This window comes from Salinactinospora qingdaonensis (genome assembly GCF_039539445.1).
In the GTDB taxonomy this organism is placed as follows: domain Bacteria; phylum Actinomycetota; class Actinomycetes; order Streptosporangiales; family Streptosporangiaceae; genus Salinactinospora; species Salinactinospora qingdaonensis.
Map to the genome: position 1 here is coordinate 232,542 of NZ_BAABDD010000008.1, position 19,131 is coordinate 251,672.

The window sequence follows — 19,131 nt, forward strand, 5'->3', positions numbered from 1 at the left end:
CGCTCTGCCGGCGTGTAGTGGTCCTATTTCCTCCTTGCGAGGCCACGCCGGGTTGCCGCAAGCGCCCCTGCCGCCCCGCGACCCGCCTGTGCAGCCGGGTGGTGAGAAGCGAGAAGCTAGCGGGAGTGTGCGGCCACGCCGGCCGCTCCCGAATCCCACGGCGAGCCCCTGGTGGCCGCCCCTGCGGGCGGGGCGTGAGTGCCCCGGTAGTTGGTCCGTGCCGTGAGGCTCATCGGCACGGCCCAGGAGTGCGGTGCGCGCGGCGGCTGTTCGTGGCTGCCCCAGACCAGAACGGCGCATCGGCGCTTGAACCCACCGGGCCACCCGGCGCGGCGGGGCTGTGGATAGCGCCGACATCTCCTCGCCGGCCCGGCCTACGGTACGTGCATGCTTACCGACTCGCCCCGTCGCGGCCGGCTGCGGCGACTGCGTATCACTCTCCTGTTGGCCCGCCACCGGCGCGCTCTGGCTGCGCTGTGCGCCGTGGCGGCGTTGGGTTGTGCCGTACTCGCGGTGCGTCCGCCCGCACCTGCCACGGTTGAGGTGGTGGTCGCCGCGCACGACCACGACGCCCGGCAACCGCTCGAAGCGCGCGATGTCACGGTGGCCGCGCTGGCACGGGAGGCCGTCCCCGATAGCGCCATCTCCGCCGAGCGCGACCTCACGGGAACTTGGCTCAGCGCTCCGGTGCGGCGCGGCGAGGTCCTGACCCCGGCCCGGCTCGCCGACCCGCCCGCTGCGGCCTACGGCCCGGCTCTGGTGGCGGCTCCGGTACGCCTGGCCGATCCGGGGGCCGTGTCGCTGCTGCGGCCCGGCAGCCGGGTCGACGTTCTCGCCGCCGCGGGCGAGGGCCTGGCCCTCGGCGCGGCACGCCCGGCAGCGACGGCCACCACCGTTGTCAGCGACCGGCCTGTGGTCGCACTGCCCGCTGCCGAAGGCGACACCGCGGGGCCGGCGGGAGACTCCGAGGCGCTCGTGGTGGTAGCGGTCACCGAGGAGGAGGCGCAACGGCTCGCCGGGCACGCCGCGGGCAGCCGGCTGTCGGTGACGATCCGCCGGCGCGCGAGGGGCCGGTGTGACCGGCGTGGCCGTAGGCGCCGTACCGGGCCTCGGACAGTGCGAGGTGGCAGGCGACAGCGTGGCCCTCCCGTGAGGCTATGAGCACCGCAGCGCCCCGCGGCGACGAGGGCCCGGCCGTTGCACCCGTTATTCGCCGTGCACGGCCTCGTATTCCCAATGCCAAGGCTCGAATGGGTTGGAGTAGGCCCACTGGGGGTGGAACCAGCCGTATTCGCGGGAGTTGGCCTCCAACCAGTTGAACTGCGGTGATCCCTGGTTCTGCACCCCGCCGCACAGGTCGACCGCCAAGCCCCAGCCGTGGTTACTGGTCCCGGGCACGGCGGCGTTGCCGGGCGGCTGCTCGCGGAACACCCGCTGCTGGTTGGGTAGGTCACGGTAGGAGCTGGTCAGGCACATGCTCTCGCCGAAACGCTCGGCGTAGGCCTGGTTCATGCGCAGGAAGTCGACGGCGGCGTCTGCACGCAGGAACTCGCCTTCTTGGTGCAGCTCGCACAGGGCTTCCTGTGGCAGCAGCCCGTTGGGGTAGCCAGAGGCCGCGCTGCCGGCCGCGGGGTCGCATTCGACACCGGCCATGTAGGCGTCCACCGACAGTCCGCGCTCCTCCAGCTCGTTGGTGAGCTTCTCGGTGCTCTTCTCGGACTTGTCGCGCAGCGCCGCGAGCTGGTCGGCGAGTTCGACTTTCTCCAACTGGTTCTGCGACTGCAACTCTTGGGCCTCGCTCGTCAGCTCCTCCTGCTTTTCGCGCAGGTTGCTGGCCTCCTCTAGCAGGGCTTCCTTGTTGTTGGAGATCTTGACGATGTGCGACTCGGCTTGGAAGTCGGTGTCAAAGGAGCCGGAGGTGATCAGGCCCATCACTCCAACGTCGGGCTGCTTGTAGAGCATGGCGGCCATCTGGGCCAGGGGTTGGCGCATCTCGGAGAGGCGCAGTTCGGTCTGCTGCAACTCGTGCAGCGTCTTGACCAGCTCTTCCTGGGATTTTTCCAGCTCTTCCTGACGCTGGGTGTAGTCCTCGGTGGCTTGCTCCAGCTCTTCTTTGGCCTGCTGTGCCTGTTCCTTCAACGACTCCAGGCTCTCGTCGGCCGCGGCGGGGTTGGTCGCCGGGGAGACCACGGCCTGTCCTCCCGTGACCGCGAACAGGGCGAAAGCCACAGTGAACAGGGTGGTCAAGATGAACCTGCGCCGGAGACGCGGATGAGAGGGAAGGGTGGACGTGGCCCCGCTCTTCGGTACGCGGTTGTTTCGCCGCGTCGAGTCGAGAACGAACGGCACGTGATTCCTCCGACTACCTGGGTCGATGGGCTGCCTGACCACATCGCAACCTGGCACACGACCGTAATCGGGGCGGGTGCTGCGACGGGTCGAGCGCGCATCGGGAAACCCACGGTCGTCCTTCACGCTCCAAGACCGGGAGCCCCGATGAACTTACTGCTCAAGGGATGTCGCCTCTGCGTGACGGGGATGCGCCGGTCGGGTCTCTCGACGCCGTTACCCGGTCACGACAAGCGTGTGACGGGAATCACTCAAAGGCTATGACAACCCTTCACGCGAAAAGGGTACTGAACGGTCGCAAGGTGTGGACCACGCCTGGCCATTTTCGGCGTGCCCTGGGGAGCCGGCAGTACAGCTCGGGCGGCTGTTCCGCGGCCTCACCGGGGGCGGCCACGCTTGGCCGACCGCGGAGCAGGTGAGCAACGCGACATTCAGATTCTCTGATTTAGGCAGGTCAAGGCTACTCCTATGAGGTAGTGGCACGTGTCGCCACGATACAGCCACCTTGAGTAGTGGCTACTTTTCGGAAGTGAACTCACGCAGAAATAAGGTAGAGGGTAAAGCGCGCGAATGCGACAGCGTCGGCGATCCTGCCCGTGTTGTCGCTCCGCCACCCTGCCGGCGCGGGCGCTACGTCTTCCCCGATCTTTCCCTCACCCTTGTCTGTTCCGGGCCGCTGCCGCCCCGGTGGGGGGTTCTGGCACCAACGAGACCGCACGGTCCGCTAGGCTTGGAGCGACTCGGCCTCATAGCTCAGGGGACAGAGCACCGCTCTCCTAAAGCGGGTGTCGGAGGTTCGAATCCTCCTGGGGCCACCAGGTTCGGCCCGCCTTTTCTTCTTCATCGCAGAAGGCCAGGGGTGGGCAGGGTTGCCCTGCGGGTGGCAGTCGACTGGCGTAATAGTTCCGCATGGTCGCGTCAGCCTAAGAGAACCGCGCCCGCCCGGCCCCTTCTCAGCCCGGCATGGCGACTCCGCGCTCGTGCCGCACTGTCTCCGCGCCCGTTGCGCAACTCCGAAGCTTTGTTGGGGAGGGACGGGCCGATCAGCCTCGGTGAGGAGCGTTCCCACCCTCCGGTGCACCCATATTGCGGCGACGGGCTGCACGTGTCGAGCACCGTGTAGCCGCTTGACCGGCCGATAGGACTCGTGTTGGCCGCCCATACGCAGCCGTCGACACGCCATCTAACCCGACAGCGCCCTCCTCCACCGAAGCCTTGCGAGATAGTACTTGCATGAGGCATTATCTTTCTCGTGCACACGGAAGCCTATGCAAATATTACTTACGCTTGTTAAGCGTGTCATGAACAAAATGGCTGGGAGGAACGTTCCCCATGGCGGGAAGCTTGACTCCGGGTGAGGAGCAACCGGCTGGCGTGGTCTACCGCAGTATCGGGGAGCGAACCGGGAAGCCGTGCGCTGGTCACCATGGCATAGGTCGTGCTCCTCGTCTTCAGCGGTGTCATCCTGTTCGACGGTCTTCCCCTACTCGTCTGGACTACTGATCGGTGGCCTGGCCGCAGGACGGAACTGGAGGGCTACTTTCGCTCTGGATGTTAAGTGGCGTCGCCCCGCCTCCCCCTATCCGGCACTCGCATGAATGCGTCCGAGTGAAAGATTGATCAACTCTGCTCTGACGGAATGACTCCCCTATTCATAAAGCCACTCAGCCGAAGCTGCCAACACACAGACCGCCGGCGGGAACTGCGCCCGTCTTTCTGTTGTCTCTACCACCAGCCGTGCCGGCGAAGAGCCCGTCCAATTTTTTCACTGGGTTCGCCGTGTTAGCCTCGACACAGCGTTTCCGCGACCCATCAAGACCATCATCCCGGCACCGGACAACTAAAAACGTTAAATTTTTCCTCCGCACGGGAGAACATCCCTCGCCGAATCCGGATGTGTGCGACCTCCTGCTCCACTGCAACTCCGAACGACTTTCAAGCGGTACCGGATCTTTGTCACAGCATGATTTCCCGCGACAGGCCGACTGTGCCCCACAAAAGCGCCAGCCACCTCGACGCCTTCTCAGCCGCCCCCTCGATTCCTGATACCACTTCGGCCCCTGAAGCGGTCTGATTCTTTTAGCGTGCAAGTTGAGCGGGCCAAGCATGCGCGCTCTGAGCGACAACGAGCGGGTCCGCCGCGGTACCGGGCCGCTGTCGTGCCGTGCAGGCACCAACGCCTCTGGCGAGGTGCCATAGCCGCAGGCAATCGAACGGCATAGCACAGCAACGACGCCACCACGGGGCAGAGCCGTCCCCGTGGCTGCTGCGGCGTCGATGCGCAGTTCATCGTCCCGGTTCCGAAAAGGCGACGCGAGCGCGCCCGGTTCGATCCCCGCCGAGGTCACGACCCTCGGCCTAGTCCCCGCTTTCTTTAGCGGAAACCCGTGGCCGACGGGCCAGCGGCGTGTGCGCCCCCGGCCCAGGTGTCCACCTCACTGTCACGGCCCCGGTCGGATACAGCGGAAGGTCCAGCTCAAACGAGACAGTAACGCCCTGGGGCAACGCAGCGTGCCCAGGCTTTGGACCGCACCGTGAAGTCATTCGGGATGACGACCGGACCCATGACCGATACCGGCTTCGCGATCGGTATCGTCGCTCACTCCGTGCCCCGTCTTTCGACTGAAGATCCAGTCATAGCTCGCTCAGGATGCCCGGTATCAGGGAGTACAAACTCACCTACCACGTGTCCCCTATCACAAATTCCGGGCATCAAGATAAAAGCTCCTGGTCACTCACTGACGTGCCTACCCGAACTCGTGTCCACCCTTCCCTTGGACATTCCACTAATAAACAGTCCCATGAGTCGCATGAACGCACTCAACCACGGAAAACGCGCACCACCAGCCAAATCATCACACCACCCCTACCCTCACCCTCCACAGATGTGGATAAAGCTTGACATATTACGCCAAAACTAAAAATAGGTTACCATCTTCGTAACTCGTCCGATAGAGTGTATTTATGATGCAAAAAATATGAAAAAAATCCCCTGACGTTCAGAAAGGCGAGAGTGTGACAACGTGGAAGGGGCAGCGTGGGGGGACCCGGAGATGGACGACGTCATGCAGAGCGTGGCTCGGGTCCATGAAGAACTCGAACTCCGCCGAGACCGGGAAGGGGCGCTCACTGCGCTTATTGATGCTGTCCGAGACCTCGCCGAGCAACAGACCCAGACGGATCTCCAGCGGATGCTGACTCGCCGCGCTCGTCTTCTGATGAGGCTGGACATCGCGTTCATCGAGGTGGAAAGCCGCAGGGAGGGCCGTTACATCCACGCCCCGGACGGGCATGTTTCCACGATGCTCCATGCGGAGGTCGCCACGGTGGAGGGGGGCGGCCTGGGGCAATGGGCGCTGTCGGCCCAGGCGCCAGCGTGGACTCCCGACTACCTCTCCGATGAACGCTTCACCCACGACGAGGTCGCCGACGACATGATGCTCTCCGAGGGGGTGAGGGGCCTCATCGCGATCCCCCTGTCCCGTGACACCGAGTCCTCCACGATACTTTTCGCCGGTTCCCGCAGCGTACGCCATTTCAGCGTCGACGAGGTGTCGCTCATGAGCAGCTTCGGTGAGATTGCCGGCGGATTGCTGCGGCGGATGGAGCGCTTGGAGAAGGCCGAAGCCGCTCGGGACGATCTACAAGCCCGGCTGGAACTTGAGGGGAAGCGGGGCGACTTGGGTTCCTTCCTGCCCGACCGGCTTCTTTCCAACATACTCAGCGGAGCCGAACTCACCTCCCTGATCACCGAGATCGCCAAACACCTCGGTGCTGCTGTGCGGCTCCTGTCCGCACACGGCGACGAACTGTGCAGCACGGGGCAGCCCTCTGGCGGCGACTGGCCCACCCACGCCGCCGTCTCAAGGGGTATGTCACAAGCTCACGCTTCGGGCGAACCCGTACGGTTGGACGAGCACACATGGGCGGCGCTCGCTCGCGCTGAGGGCGAGGATCTCGGCATCGTGCTTTTCGTTTTCGACTCACCGGTCGGGAAGGAGGCTGTCGAGCAGATCCGAGTGGCGGCCCAGACACTTTCGATCACCGCACTGCTGTGCATGCGCGGCTCGGTGTCGGTGGGCCAACTCCGTAACGAACTCCTCGGTCAGTTGGTGCTCGAAGCCTCTGACCTCGACCGCCGCTCCATGGGCTGGCGAGAGCAGCGGGCCCTGCGTCTGGGGCTCGATCTGGGCGAGCCCCAGGTCATCGTGGTGGTCGAGACTGATGAGGCCATCCCCGCCCAGGCGGTGTCCTGGGCCAACTCGTTCACCCAGAGGCGTCAGGGACTCCGGACCGTTCAAGGTGACCGTCTCGTCCTGCTGATCCCCGGAACTGCCTCCGGGACCGCAGCCCGCGAAGTCGCGACCGAACTTCAACGGGTCCTGGGACTCCCGATCACGGCGGCGGGGGCCGGCCCTTTCACCGGCGGAGCGGAGGTGCACACGGCCTACCGGGAGGCGTGCAGGACCTTGGACGCGATCCTCACCATGTACGGGAAGGGCACAGCGGCCTCTGCCGACGAACTCGGCTTCTTCGGAACGCTGCTGTCGGATCGCCAGGACATATCGGGGTTCATCGATTCCACTATCGGTTCTCTCCTGGCCTATGACCGGCAGCACGGCACTGAATTGCTGGCGACCTTGGAAGCCTATTTCGCTACCGGAAACAGTCCCACGCACGCGGCGAAGCGGCTCCATGTCCACCCAAACACCGTGTCACGTCGCCTGGAGCGCATTGGTGAACTGCTCGGCCCCGAGTGGCAGCAACCGGAGCGGTCTCTGGAGCTTTACCTGGCCCTGCGGTTGGTGCACCTGCATCATCTGCTACAGCGGAACAGTACGGGTGTCCGGAGTGCTTTGGAGGAAGATTGACCTGCTTGCCCTGTCCGAAGCGGGGGGAGTCCGGCCCAGGACGGCTGCCCCTTCCGGATGTTTCCTGCTGCACCGCACTGTGAAAGCGGCGCGGCCGGTCTTGCGTACGGACTCGGCGAGCCGGATGCATCCTGCTGCCGGCCCATCGAACAGCAGCGTCCCCGGTCTGAGGGCCGGGCACGGCCCACGGGCGTGCTGCCCCCTCCGCGAACGGAGGGGGCAGCACGCAGGGTCGGGGGTCACGCGCTTCGGGCCATGCTCGGAGAGGTGCCGGCGAGCGCCTCCACCGCGTGTGCCGCCGAGACCAAGGTCGCGTGCCGATGCCATCCGGTGAAGGAACGACCCGAAAAGTCCCGGATGCCAAGACGGTCGGCGATGGTTGCCCCGTAGTCGACCTGCTGCATCAATCGGGTCAGCGATACCACATCGGCGACGGAGGATTTCGCTAGATCGGCCAGCCACAGCTCCGTGGGACCACTGCCCGCCACGTCCTCGACAGCGAGCAGGAGCATGCCCTCCATGTCGCTCGTTCTGTGTCTCCTGGACGGCAGTCGCACGCTCACCTCGGCGACCACGAGGGGCGATTGGTGGCTCACCCCGGTAGCGGCCGTTCTCAACGGCACGACCCGTCGAAGGTGGCGAGCCGCAGCCATGAGGCGGTGCGCGGGGCAGGGCCCCGGGAAACGGTCAACGAGCGGCTCGACTTCCATACTTCCTTCGATCCGTACGACCACGGGCAACCCTCGTGCTCGCAGGCGACGAATCATGGAGGCGGCGTCCTGCCCGCGGGCATCGGCGACCACCGGTACCCGGCGCCCCTCACGGTCGGCTCTGGCGAGAACGGCAGCGGTGACGCAGTCACCCATCGTCTCCTCCACCGCCTCATCGGGGATGAGGGCCTGTCGCCTGCGCTCCTCGTCGCGAAGCCAGGCGGGAGGCAGGTGGAGCCTCCAGTGCACTGGCACGGACATACTCTCGTGCGTGCTCCAGACCCCCACCGCGCGCTGAGCGTTCACCGCCGTACCGGTCTCGGGATGTATGTGACGCTCCACTCCAACGAAGTTGCGTCCCGCTTTGGGGATCAGGGTGGGGCGCACCACCCATGCGCGTGGGGGAAAGCGTTCGGAGACGTAGCAGGCGAGCGCGTCGCGCATCGGATTCCAGCACCAGGTCGAATTGCTCACGAAGTGGTGGAGGCTCTGCTCGGCTCCGGGGCCGAGGCCGGAGGCGATGTTGCTGATGGACTTACGGCCCTCCACCGACAACAGGCCGCGCAGGTAGGCGAGACCTCTGCGGCGCTGATCGGCACGGGACAGAGAGGCGAAGAGCGATGCGGACATGTCGGTCAAAACGGCTTCACGGGCATCGGACTGAGACGCGGTTAGAACCATCACGGCTCTCCTCGCTCGGGATCGGCCGGGCGTCGGCCCGGTGGCGTGACTGCACTCCACCTTGCGGTGGGACGGTTGTCCGCACGAGGTGCAGGCGACACCGGGTCTACGTAGCAGACGCTGGCCCGAGCACTCTGCCGTCGTGCCAAAGCCTGTCGGCCGCCCCCGACAGGGCACCCAGGCGGGGCTCTTCACACCCGCGGCCCGTCCGGCGGTGGAGGGACCCCCGTCTCCTCAACGAGTGGAATTGACCTCTTCCAACACGTCGGAGAGCAGCCCGAGCACCTCTTCCCTCCGGAGGACCCCGCTCTCGACGTGCTCACGTTGCAGTGCGGGGATGATGGTGGAGAGGTTGATCCCGATCTCCTCCAACTCCTGGAGAGCAGCCATAGCCTGCGGGCGGGCGCAGAGCAGCGTGTCCCCGCACGGTTGCTCGGAGGCGGCTGCGGCGGCGAAGGCGTCGGAATCCATGGCCATGATCGTGCGCCAGCCGACGACGCCGCGGACGTAGTGGCCAGGAGACAACGCAGCCGCCTGCGAGCGGTGGTGGCGCCACATCAGCCTCGGGGGGAGGGCCCCTTTATCGGTCAAAGCGGCCCACTCGGGACGTGACAGCTCCACCTCGTGGGTGTGGAAGGTCATCTGTGCACTGGCGATTCCAAGCACCCCACTCAAGTCCTCTTGGTCCGGCGCCGTCTTCTCGACCAGCGCTGCTGCGGCGCTGTCGAGAGGGCTCAACGGCATCGAGACCACAACATGGAGGGACTCGGGCTTCCGGCCGCTGTCCAACGCCGCGCGCAGCCCCTTGGCACAGCTCCGCAGGACCCGGAGGTGTTGCTTGGCGGAGAACACTCCGGTGACGTGCACCCCGATACCGCGTGCCAGCAACCTTTCCAGAGCCGTCTTCCCGGCCCCCACGCCCGGCAGCGCCACCAGAAGGTTGGGCCGGTCCACGGTCCTGCGCACCACACGCGCCTCCATGACAGCGGCGTCAGGATCGAACGCCAGAGAGGGAGAGATGGCGAACGATACCTGCCCATCCGCACCGCCCGTCTCCTCATAGAGACCAAGCAGGTCATCGCATGCAAGACGCGCGTCTTTCACGAGGATGACCCGAAGCGCGGTCGACAGCGACACGTTTTGGGCCGCCAGTTGCTCCATCTGTGCGCGGTAGGCCGTCCCCCAGCGGAGGGCGGTCCCTATGTCAGCGGCATCCAAAAGAGCACCGCACAGGCCCGCCTTCGCCGCGCGGCGTAATTCGCCTCGGACGAGCTGTTCCCTAGTCAGCCCTTGGAGCCACGGAGAGACCCCCTCCGCGGTAAGAAGGCGGACCAAGGCCTGCCCTTCCTCCGTGTCGTACCAGCGGATGTTCTCGGGCAACGTTCTTCCCACCTCGACTGGTCAAAGAATATTTCGGACAGGCAGCTTAGTCCGGCTGACGGAGGACAGGCGGGTCCATGGCTCATTGGACTTATGGCCGCACCTGACATATGCGAACCAACATGACAGCGATAAGAAATGTATTTGCCGCACCGTTTTCTTCAATGAAAAATTCCATGTTGGAAAGCCGCTACCGGATATCCCTCTTCCTGCTCAGCGGCCGCGCGGTGGCGTTCCGCTCGGAGCCGCAGTGCAAAGCCATGGTGGGACCCTATCGCCAGGAGGACACCACGCCTGCCATAACGCCTCTTTCTCTGCCCCAACTTCGACTCTCCTGCTTCATTTTCTCCTGACGAGGTGAACAACGTGCTGAGCGAAATCCGAGCGATGCCGGCCCAGCAACAACCGAAATGGGAAGACAGCGAACTACTCGACCGTGTGACCGCCGACCTGAATGAACGGTCCCCGCTCGTACGGGGAACCGACGTCCGCCGACTGCGCTCGCTGCTGGCTAAGGCTTCCTTGGGGCAGGCCCTGGTCCTACAGGCGGGGGACTGCGCCGAGGACCCCGCCGATTGCCTGTCTGGCGGTGTGATCCGCAAAGCCGGGCTGATCGACATGCTCGGCGGAGTGCTGCAAATGAACACTCACCTTCCTGTCATCCGCGTGGGGCGCGTCGCGGGACAGTTCGCCAAGCCTCGCTCCAAACCGACTGAGATGGCTGCCGGCCAGGAACTGCCGGTCTACCGAGGCCACATGGTCAACTCCCCCGAACCCGCCCCGGAACTGCGCCGTCATGACCCGCTCCGAATCATCCAAGGTTATTCCGCCTCCTACGAGGCCATGAACAGTCTGGGATGGGGCCGAGACGGCACCGGATCACGAGCCGTGTCCCAACTGTGGACCAGCCACGAGGCACTTCTCCTCGACTATGAGATTCCCATGGTGCGCTGGGAGGACTCTCCCTCAGGGGGTGGCTACCTGCTCGGCTCCACCCACTGGCCGTGGATCGGGGAGCGCACTCGCGGTCTCGACGAGGCCCACGTGGCCCTGCTGTCGACGGTGGACAACCCGGTGGCCTGCAAGATCGGCCCCAAAGTCGAGCCGCATGAACTCGTCGGACTGTGCGAACGCCTCGATCCAGCGAAGGAGCCTGGGCGCCTCACATTCATTGCGCGGATGGGTGCCGACACGATACGCGACCGGCTCCCGGCGCTCGTGGAGGCTGCACGCTCTAGCGGACACCCTGTCGTATGGCTGACCGACCCGATGCACGGAAACACGGTCAGCACCGAGGACGGCTACAAGACCCGGTGCGTGGACACTGTCATCCGCGAAGTGGAGGGATTCCAGCGCGCGGTCCACGAGGCGGGCGGGGTAGCCGGAGGACTTCATCTGGAGACCACGCCGGATGAGGTCACCGAATGCGCTGACCACGCGGGACGCCTGGACGAGGTCAGCACGAAATACACGAGTTTCTGCGACCCGCGTCTCAACCCTCGGCAGGCCCTGGATGTGGTCTCGGCCTGGAACGCCTAACCCGCACGTCCCCTGACCGGTAGAGAGGATGCACCTCGGACATGCCCGGAATTCCGCAGATCGACCCCTATCTCCTCCCCGAACACGATGGACTGCCCGCCAACACCGCCGAATGGAAGATCGTCCCGCAGCGGTCCGTTCTTCTGCTGCACGATCTACAGGAGTTCTTCCTGCGTCCACTGCCGGAGAGCGTGCGAGACCCGCTCCTCAAGAGAGCGGCCTCCCTCCGGGCCGCCTGCGCTGAGCGCGGCGTACCGATCGCCTACACCGCTCAGCCTGGCGACATGACCCGGGAGCAACGCGGTCTTCTCCGCGACTTTTGGGGCCCCGGCATGCGTGTCGCTCCTGAGGACCGGGAGGTCGCCTCACCGGTCCGCCCCGACAACGGCGACTGGATGCTGACCAAATGGCGCTACAGCGCCTTCCACTCCACCGAACTGCTTTCCCTCATGCGGCGCCACAATCGCGACCAACTCATCCTATGTGGGGTCTACGCCCACGTCGGAATCCTGGCTACCGCCGTGGACTCCTTCAGCAACGACATCGAAACCTTCGTGATCGCCGACGCGGTCGCCGACTTCTCCGCCGATGACCACTGGATGGCGCTGCGCTACGCGGCAGCACGCTGCGCCGTGGTGGCTTCCGCCGAACAGGCGCTCAGCGCCTTGGGCGGCGCTTTCACAGCGTCGCGGTGACCCTGACGACGATTCCCGATGAGGAGAGGAGCGCCAGTATGCCCACCGAGACCTCAGACCTGTTGGAGCGAGTCCTCGCCGGCACCTCTGGCGGATACGCGCTGCTTCACCGCTCCGAGGCAGGCGATCCAGCACGTATCGACGTGATCACCGGAAACGTGCGCCACCTTGAAGAACTCGACGCCCTGCCGCTGCGCTCCGCCGACGGGGATGCCACAACCGTCCCCGGGCACGAGCTTCTGGCGCTGCTGCCGTACCGCCAGATCGCCGAGCGGGGGTTCGAGGCCGTGAACGACGGCACGCCCCTTGTAGCGATCGAGGTGAACGAGCAGCAGAGCGTGCCACTGCCCGAGGTCATGCACCGCCTTCCCAACACCGGGATCTCGGTGGGCGGTGGCCGGTTCGACCTTGATGACGATACCTACGCGGCCACCGCGCGCCGCCTGATCGACGAGGAGATCGGCAGCGGGGAGGGAGCCAACTTCGTCCTCAAGCGCACCTACATCGCCGACATCTCCGACTACGGGCCCCACGTCGCGCTGACCCTGTTCCGGCGTCTGTTGCAGGGGGAGTCCGGCGCCTACTGGACGTTCCTCGTCCACGTTCCCGGGCGTACCCTCATCGGCGCCTCCCCTGAACGCCACATCAGCTTGCACCGGGGCACCGCCGTGATGAACCCGATCAGCGGCACGTACCGCTACCCGCTCAACGGTCCTTCCGTGGATTCCGTCCTGCGTTTTCTGGAGGACGGCAAGGAAACCGACGAGCTGTACATGGTTCTTGACGAGGAACTCAAGATGATGGCGCGCTTCTGCGAGTTGGGGGGACGGGTCTTCGGCCCGTACCTCAAGGAGATGGCGAAGCTCGCGCACACCGAGTACTTCATCGAGGGCCGCAGCCGTGAGGATGTGCGTGAGATCCTCCGCGAGACCATGTACGCGCCCACGGTCACGGGAAGTCCCGTGGAGAGCGCCTCTCGGATCATCAGTCGCTACGAACCCGAGGGGCGCGGCTACTACAGCGGCGCTGTCGCCCTTGTGGGGAGGGACGGGGAGGGGGAGCGCACACTGGATTCGGCTATCCTCATCCGAACCGCTGACATCAGCAACGACGGGGAGTTGCGCATCGGCGTGGGCTCCACCATCGTGCGTCACTCCGACCCCGCCTCGGAGGCGGAGGAGACGCGGGTCAAGGCCGCCGGGCTCCGCTCGGCCCTGACCGACGAGCCCGCGGGTGCTCTGAGCAACGATGTCGAGGTGCGCGCGGCACTCGAACGTCGAAACTCCCACCTCGCCGGCTACTGGCTGGGTAAACACTCCGACGCCACCCCGCTGCCCGACCTGGCCGGGCGCAGCGTGCTCGTGATCGATGCCGAGGACACCTTCACTTCGATGATCGCCGCTCAGCTCACGTCCCTCGGGCTGCTGGTGGAGGTGCGCCGCTTCGACGAGCCCTACACCCTCGACGGAAGCGACCTGGTGGTGATGGGTCCTGGCCCTGGAGATCCCCTACAGACTCAAGACCCCAAGATCGCGCGGCTGCGCTCATCACTCACCGAACTGCTCAAGTCCACTCGTCCGTTCCTGGCGGTGTGCCTGAGCCACCAGGTGCTGTGCGGCCTGATCGACCTGCCTGTGATCCGGCGGGAGGTCCCCAACCAAGGGCTACAGAAGAGGATCGACCTCTTCGGAAAAGCCGAGCGTGTGGGCTTCTACAACACCTTCTCGGCCCGTTCGAAAGAGGACAAGGTGGAGCTCCCCGGAGTCGGCGCCATCGAGGTGTGCCGTGATCCGGAGAACGGAGAGGTGCACGCACTGCGCGGGCCGGGCTTTGCCTCAGCCCAGTTCCACGCAGAGTCCATCCTCACCGAGAACGGTCCCGTGATCCTCGGAGATCTGCTCAGTGGAACCATTCGGCGGTGAGTGATCCCCGCTTCCCATAGCCGGGGACATGGTACGGCGGCGCGCCATTGAGGAGGGGCGACACAGCCGCGAACGCTGGAAACGACGCCCGGAGAGAACGTTTTTCCGTTGTCGCCTCACGGCAGAAACAGAGACACGCCGTCAACAAAAGTTATTCCTATTATTTTGTGTATACCACCTCTCTCGCCCGAGGTATTGAAAGCCATTTCCAACTCCCCCTGACAATCTGTCCTGTATGGATGACCGGGAATCGGCGGACGCCGTATGACCGACATGACAGATTGCCGATCGAACACTCGAAAGTGCTTTTCCGCTTTAGCTAGCCTCGCATTGCAAGCTGGAGTCGATCGGGACTCCCGTACATGGAATTTCTTACCGTATCGGGATACGGAGAAGCTTTAATGCGGCTTTCGCAGATCATGGCAACCATTATGGAACGATACGCGGATCGAATCGCCTTCGGTGAACGTGCGAAGACGTTTACGCGGGACTCCACCACGGGCCGTGTCTCAATCAATCTGTTACCGCACTATGAGACGACCAGCTACCGCGAACTTTGGAAACGTGTCCGCGCCGTAGCAAACGAATGGCATCACGAGCCGAAGCGTGCGCTGCGCCCAGGGGAACGAGTAGCCATTATCGGTTTCACCAGCGGTGATTACACAACGCTGGATCTGGCCTGTATCCATCTCGGCGCAGTCAGTGTTCCGCTACAGACCAGCTCTCCCCTGCCGCAGCTAGAGTCGATCACCGACGAGACAGCACCCTCCATCCTCGCTTCAAGCCTGGAGCACCTGGATACGGCTGCCGAATTGGCGGTGAAGGGCTCATCGGTCCGGCGCCTGGTGGTCTTCGACTACTATCCACAGGTCGAAGACCAGCGTGAGAAGTACGACTCCGCCCGTGAATATCTGGCGCGGGCCGGACGCGACGTGTCCATCGATTCCCTGTCGGAGATCGTCGAACGAGGTGCCACACTGCCCGAGGCCCCCTTGTTCACCCCCGCGGACGACGACGATCCGCTCGCCATGCTGATCTACACCTCGGGAAGCACCGGCACGCCCAAGGGCGCCATGTACACCGAACGGCTCGCGGCCGGAATGTGGGGGGGCTCCTGGTCGAAGCTCTTCTCCGAGGAGCATGCAGTCAACATCAACTATATGCCGATGAGCCACGTCGCCGGGCACTCGTCACTCAAAAACACGATGGCGCGCGGCGGAGCCAGCTATTTCACAGCCAACAGCGACCTGTCGACCCTTTTCGAGGACATCTCCCTCGTGCGTCCGACGGAACTATCCTTGATTCCGCGCGTGTGTGAGATGCTCTTCCAGCGCTACCAGCGCGAACTCCACCGAAGAGAGATGGACGGTGCCGACCGAGACACGGTCGACGCCGAGGTCAAGGCGGAGATGCGCCAGGAACTTCTGGGCGGTCGCGTCGGGTGGGCGAGTTCCAGCTCAGCACCGCTGTCGGCCGAACTGCACGAGTTCATCGAGTCCCTTCTTGACCTTGAGCTACACATCGTCTATGGCTCCACCGAGGCTGCCGGAGTCATGGTCGACGGCGAGCTGATCCGTCCCCCGGTGGTCGAATACCGGCTCGACGACGTACCCGAACTCGGCTACTACCGGACCGATTCGCCGTATCCGCGCGGCGAGCTCTTGCTGAAGACCGACTCCATCATTCCCGGCTACTACAGACATCCCGAGTTGACCGAGGAGCTGTTCGATGCCGACGGTTACTACAAGACGGGCGACATCGTAGCGGAGGTCAGACCGGAGCGATTCGCTGTCGTCGACCGCCGAAAGAACGTTCTCAAACTCTCGCAGGGTGAGTTTGTCGCAGTCTCACGCCTGGAGTCCATCTTCGCCTCAAGCCCGCTGGTACAGCAGATCTTCGTGTACGGCAACAGCGAAAGATCTTATCTACTCGCCGTGGTGGTTCCCCCGCCCGCAACCATCGAAAAATTCGTCGGAAAAGAAGAAGAACTCAAACAGGCTCTCAGCACCTCGTTCCAGGAGGTCGCGAAAGAAAACGGACTGAACTCATACGAGATTCCGCGTGACTTCTTGATCGAGACCGAACCGTTCAGCAAAGAGAACGGTCTGCTCTCAGATCACCGTAAGCTGCTGCGGCCACAGCTTACGGAACGGTATGCCGAGTCTCTTGAGCGGCTGTACGCCGACATAACCGCGCGGGAGAACGACGAACTGCGTGAGCTACGCCGTACGGGCCGCGAGCGCCCAACTTTGGAGACCGTTCAGCGAGCCGCTCAAGCACTGCTCGCCGGCTCGACTTCCGAGATCGGTCCTACCTCGCGTTTCAGAGACCTCGGTGGGGACTCCCTCTCCGCTGTCTCGTTCTCGGAACTGCTCAACGAGATCTTCGAGATCCCGGTTCCCGTAGATGTCGTCATCAGTCCGGCGAACGATTTGCAGCAGTTGGCCAACTACATCGACGAGAAGCGCAGCAGCGGGACGAAGCGCCCCAGTATGGCGTCGGTGCACGGTCAGGACAGCACCGAGGCGTACGCCGGACATTTGACTCTGGACAAGTTCCTCGATTCGGCAACCATCGCTGGCGCCCACGCTCTTCCCCGCACTGCCGGGGCTCCCCAGACCGTGCTGCTGACGGGAGCGAGCGGCTACCTCGGTCGTTTCCTGTGCCTGGAGTGGCTGGAGCGGCTGTCACAGACCGGCGGAAAGCTGATCTGCGTCGTGCGCGGGAAGGACGCCGAGGCGGCCGAGGCCCGACTCGATGAGGCGTTCGCGAGTGGCGACGAGGACCTGGTCCGCACGTTCCGGGACGCGGCCTCCGGGCATCTGGAGGTGCTGGCGGGCGACATCTCGGCCCCTCAACTCGGGCTCGACGACTCGACGTGGCAACGACTGTCGAAGGAGGTGGACCTGATCGTCCACGCTGGCGCCCTCGTGAACCACGTCCTGCCCTACAACCACCTGTTCGACGCCAACGTCGTGGGGACCGCGGAACTCATCCGTCTGGCTATGACCAGTAGGATCAAGCAGTTCACCTATATCTCCAGCGTGGCCGTCGCTACGTCTCGGCCCGGGCAGCCGGCCGTGGACGAGGACTCCGACATCCGAGACGCGATCCCCGTCCAGCGTATCGACGACGATGCTTATGCCAGCGGTTACGCGACGAGCAAGTGGGCCGGAGAGGTCCTGCTGCGGGAGGCGCACGACGAGTGCGGCCTACCGGTCACGACGTTCCGGTCGAGCATGATACTCGCGCACAGCCGGTACAGCGGCCAGTTGAATGTCCCGGACATGTTCAGCCGTCTGTTGTTCAGCATCATCGCCACCGGTATCGCACCCCGTTCGTTCTACCGATCCGAGGACGACACGACCGCCGAGCGCGCCCACTATGACGGCCTACCGGTGGATTTCAACTCTTCGGCCATCGTCACTCTGGGCGGGGGAGGCGCACCGGGATACCAGACTTTCAACCTGGTGAACCCCCACGATGACGGGATCTCACTCGACACCTTCGTGGACTGGCTGAACGACGCGGGTTACGGAATCAAGCGGATAGACGACTATGGAGACTGGCTCGCCCGCTTCGAGGCGGCCATGCGCGCAATGCCCGACGAGCAACGACAGTACTCGGCACTGCCGCTCCTCCACAGCTACAAGCACCCTGAAGCCGCTATCCGAGGGTCGGCCATTCCCTCTGAACGGTTCCATGCCGCGGTCCAAGCCGCCGGTATCGGACCGACGAAGGATATACCGCGGCTGTCGGCGGGGCTCATCGAGAAGTACGCCGACGACCTGAAGAAACTCGTATGACCGCTGTATAAAAACAGCTTTTCGCAGTCGCCGGGGGACCGCTGTCAACGCCCCACCCGGCGGCTGCGCTCGCGCTGTCAACGCCGGTCAGCCAGACCGGGCCGTCGGCGCCCTGTCTGTCTTGGGCTAAGCGGTGAACCGCGCGGTGCCCCGCCACGTCCACCTTGCGGACCTCATGCGAACGGCGCAGGGCTACCGCTGTGCTGGCGCACCGCTGGTCTCCCTGGCGACCTTGGCGGTCTTTCGGGGTCAACAGATGGGAACGGCCATCGAGGTCAGATGCCGGGACGGTGGGTACGCAGAGCCTTCACCAACGGGGCCAGCTCGGGGTTCGTCTCCGCTTCGTCGAGGATCTCTTCCAGTGCCTTGTCGTTGGTCGGATGCGCCTCTGCCAGAAGGCGATGCCCCTCTTCTGTGAGGCCGGTGTAAATCCCTCTTCGGTCGTCCGGGCACAGCACGCGCCGCAGCAGACCTCGCTCCTCCAACCGGTTCACCAGACGGGTGGTGGCGCTCTGGCTCAATACCACGGACTCGGAGACCTGACTCATCCGCATCTTCGAGTCTTCGTGTTCACTCAGCGCCGCAAGGACCGAAAACTCCCGAACGCTAAGCCCGTGCTGTGATTGCAGGGCCTTCTCGACGTGCGCCTCGATGGTGTCGTGCAGCACCGACAAGGCGCACCAGCCTTGGGCGAGGACCGAGCCGCTACCCTGGGGGATTTTTTCTCGGGTCTTGGCGTCCATCGCCTGCCTCCCGCGTACGCCGATTACCTGCTCATCAGCATAACTAAAATCCTAATAACCCGCGTGTACAACAATTTATTTTATATCTATCCGTACTCTCGGCTTATCCCTCTGTTGAATAGTCCTTTCACTGGTCTTGGCCGTCGACTCTGCGGGCGGGATGGCCGCGCGCCCCACGGGCAAAGGGGAGATCGGCGGCCGTGGAGCGCACGGCGGGGGCGGGTGGTCTGGTCGTGTCCCCTCCGTGGTTTGCGGCCAGACCGCCGGTTGAGGGGGCCGCCCACCGGTGTTGGGCCGTGTCGCGGCAACGAGGGGGCGTAGCACACAGCGGCGCGGTGGGTGGCCTGGTGTGGGGCTGCTATTCGGTTTCGGGGTTGGGTGGGGAAGTCGGATCGTAGCCATGTCGTTCTGTGAGCCAAGGAGTTGTTGTCCTCT

General features: G+C 64.5%; 10 protein-coding genes and 1 tRNA gene. 7 read left to right on the forward strand and 4 right to left on the reverse strand.

The window, feature by feature from the left end; translation table 11 throughout:
• Positions 1-387: 387 nt before the first annotated feature.
• A complete protein-coding gene (locus ABD848_RS11320) occupies positions 388-1,161 on the forward strand; it encodes an RcpC/CpaB family pilus assembly protein (RefSeq protein ID WP_344970711.1) in 774 nt (257 codons plus the stop codon).
• Positions 1,162-1,206: 45 nt separating this feature from the next.
• On the opposite strand, the gene ABD848_RS11325 is transcribed toward ABD848_RS11320, so the two are convergent.
• Positions 1,207-2,247: a D-alanyl-D-alanine carboxypeptidase family protein gene (locus ABD848_RS11325; RefSeq protein ID WP_344970713.1), complete on the reverse strand. Its 1,041-nt coding sequence runs from the start codon at positions 2,245-2,247 to the stop codon at positions 1,207-1,209.
• Between the two features lie 844 nt (positions 2,248-3,091).
• Here ABD848_RS11325 and ABD848_RS11330 point away from each other — a divergent pair.
• Together ABD848_RS11330 and ABD848_RS11335 are read left to right on the forward strand one after the other, a co-directional pair.
• A tRNA-Arg gene (locus ABD848_RS11330) sits at positions 3,092-3,167 on the forward strand.
• Between the two features lie 2,205 nt (positions 3,168-5,372).
• A complete protein-coding gene (locus ABD848_RS11335; protein WP_344970715.1) occupies positions 5,373-7,220 on the forward strand; it encodes a helix-turn-helix domain-containing protein in 1,848 nt (615 codons plus the stop codon).
• 239 nt (positions 7,221-7,459) lie between these two features.
• On the opposite strand, the gene ABD848_RS11340 is transcribed toward ABD848_RS11335, so the two are convergent.
• Together ABD848_RS11340 and ABD848_RS11345 are read right to left on the reverse strand one after the other, a co-directional pair.
• On the reverse strand, positions 7,460-8,611 hold the full coding sequence (locus tag ABD848_RS11340; protein ID WP_344970717.1) for an IS701 family transposase: 1,152 nt from the start codon (positions 8,609-8,611) through the stop codon (positions 7,460-7,462).
• A gap of 234 nt (positions 8,612-8,845) precedes the next feature.
• Entirely contained in the window at positions 8,846-9,991 is a 1,146-nt protein-coding gene (locus ABD848_RS11345; protein WP_344970719.1) for a transaldolase family protein, read from the reverse strand.
• A 366-nt stretch (positions 9,992-10,357) separates the two neighbouring features.
• On the opposite strand from ABD848_RS11345, the gene ABD848_RS11350 reads away from it, so the two are divergent.
• From ABD848_RS11350 to car, 4 genes are all read left to right on the forward strand, one after another.
• Positions 10,358-11,530 (forward strand): 3-deoxy-7-phosphoheptulonate synthase, encoded by a 1,173-nt coding sequence (locus ABD848_RS11350; protein ID WP_344970721.1) that lies wholly within the window; start codon positions 10,358-10,360, stop codon positions 11,528-11,530.
• A 41-nt stretch (positions 11,531-11,571) separates the two neighbouring features.
• Complete coding sequence (locus tag ABD848_RS11355) at positions 11,572-12,225, forward strand: isochorismatase family protein (protein WP_344970723.1); 654 nt, start codon at positions 11,572-11,574, stop codon at positions 12,223-12,225.
• 38 nt (positions 12,226-12,263) lie between these two features.
• Positions 12,264-14,147: an anthranilate synthase family protein gene (locus tag ABD848_RS11360; protein WP_344970726.1), complete on the forward strand. Its 1,884-nt coding sequence runs from the start codon at positions 12,264-12,266 to the stop codon at positions 14,145-14,147.
• Positions 14,148-14,548: 401 nt separating this feature from the next.
• Positions 14,549-17,953 carry a carboxylic acid reductase gene (car, locus tag ABD848_RS11365; RefSeq protein ID WP_344970728.1) on the forward strand — a complete coding sequence of 1,135 codons (3,405 nt, stop codon included), beginning with the start codon at positions 14,549-14,551 and terminating at the stop codon, positions 17,951-17,953.
• A gap of 275 nt (positions 17,954-18,228) precedes the next feature.
• On the opposite strand, the gene ABD848_RS11370 is transcribed toward car, so the two are convergent.
• Positions 18,229-18,696: a MarR family winged helix-turn-helix transcriptional regulator gene (locus ABD848_RS11370; protein WP_344970730.1), complete on the reverse strand. Its 468-nt coding sequence runs from the start codon at positions 18,694-18,696 to the stop codon at positions 18,229-18,231.
• Positions 18,697-19,131 lie beyond the last annotated feature (435 nt).

Excerpts from the sequence above, each read along its gene's own strand:
- ABD848_RS11320 (WP_344970711.1), top strand. The coding sequence starts at position 388 with ATGCTTACCGACTCGCCCCGTCGCGGCCGGCTGCGGCGACTGCGTATC.
- ABD848_RS11340 (WP_344970717.1), bottom strand. The coding sequence starts at position 8,611 with ATGGTTCTAACCGCGTCTCAGTCCGATGCCCGTGAAGCCGTTTTGACC.
- ABD848_RS11355 (WP_344970723.1), top strand. The coding sequence starts at position 11,572 with ATGCCCGGAATTCCGCAGATCGACCCCTATCTCCTCCCCGAACACGAT.
- ABD848_RS11360 (WP_344970726.1), top strand. The coding sequence starts at position 12,264 with ATGCCCACCGAGACCTCAGACCTGTTGGAGCGAGTCCTCGCCGGCACC.
- car (WP_344970728.1), top strand. The coding sequence starts at position 14,549 with ATGCGGCTTTCGCAGATCATGGCAACCATTATGGAACGATACGCGGAT.
- ABD848_RS11370 (WP_344970730.1), bottom strand. The coding sequence starts at position 18,696 with ATGGACGCCAAGACCCGAGAAAAAATCCCCCAGGGTAGCGGCTCGGTC.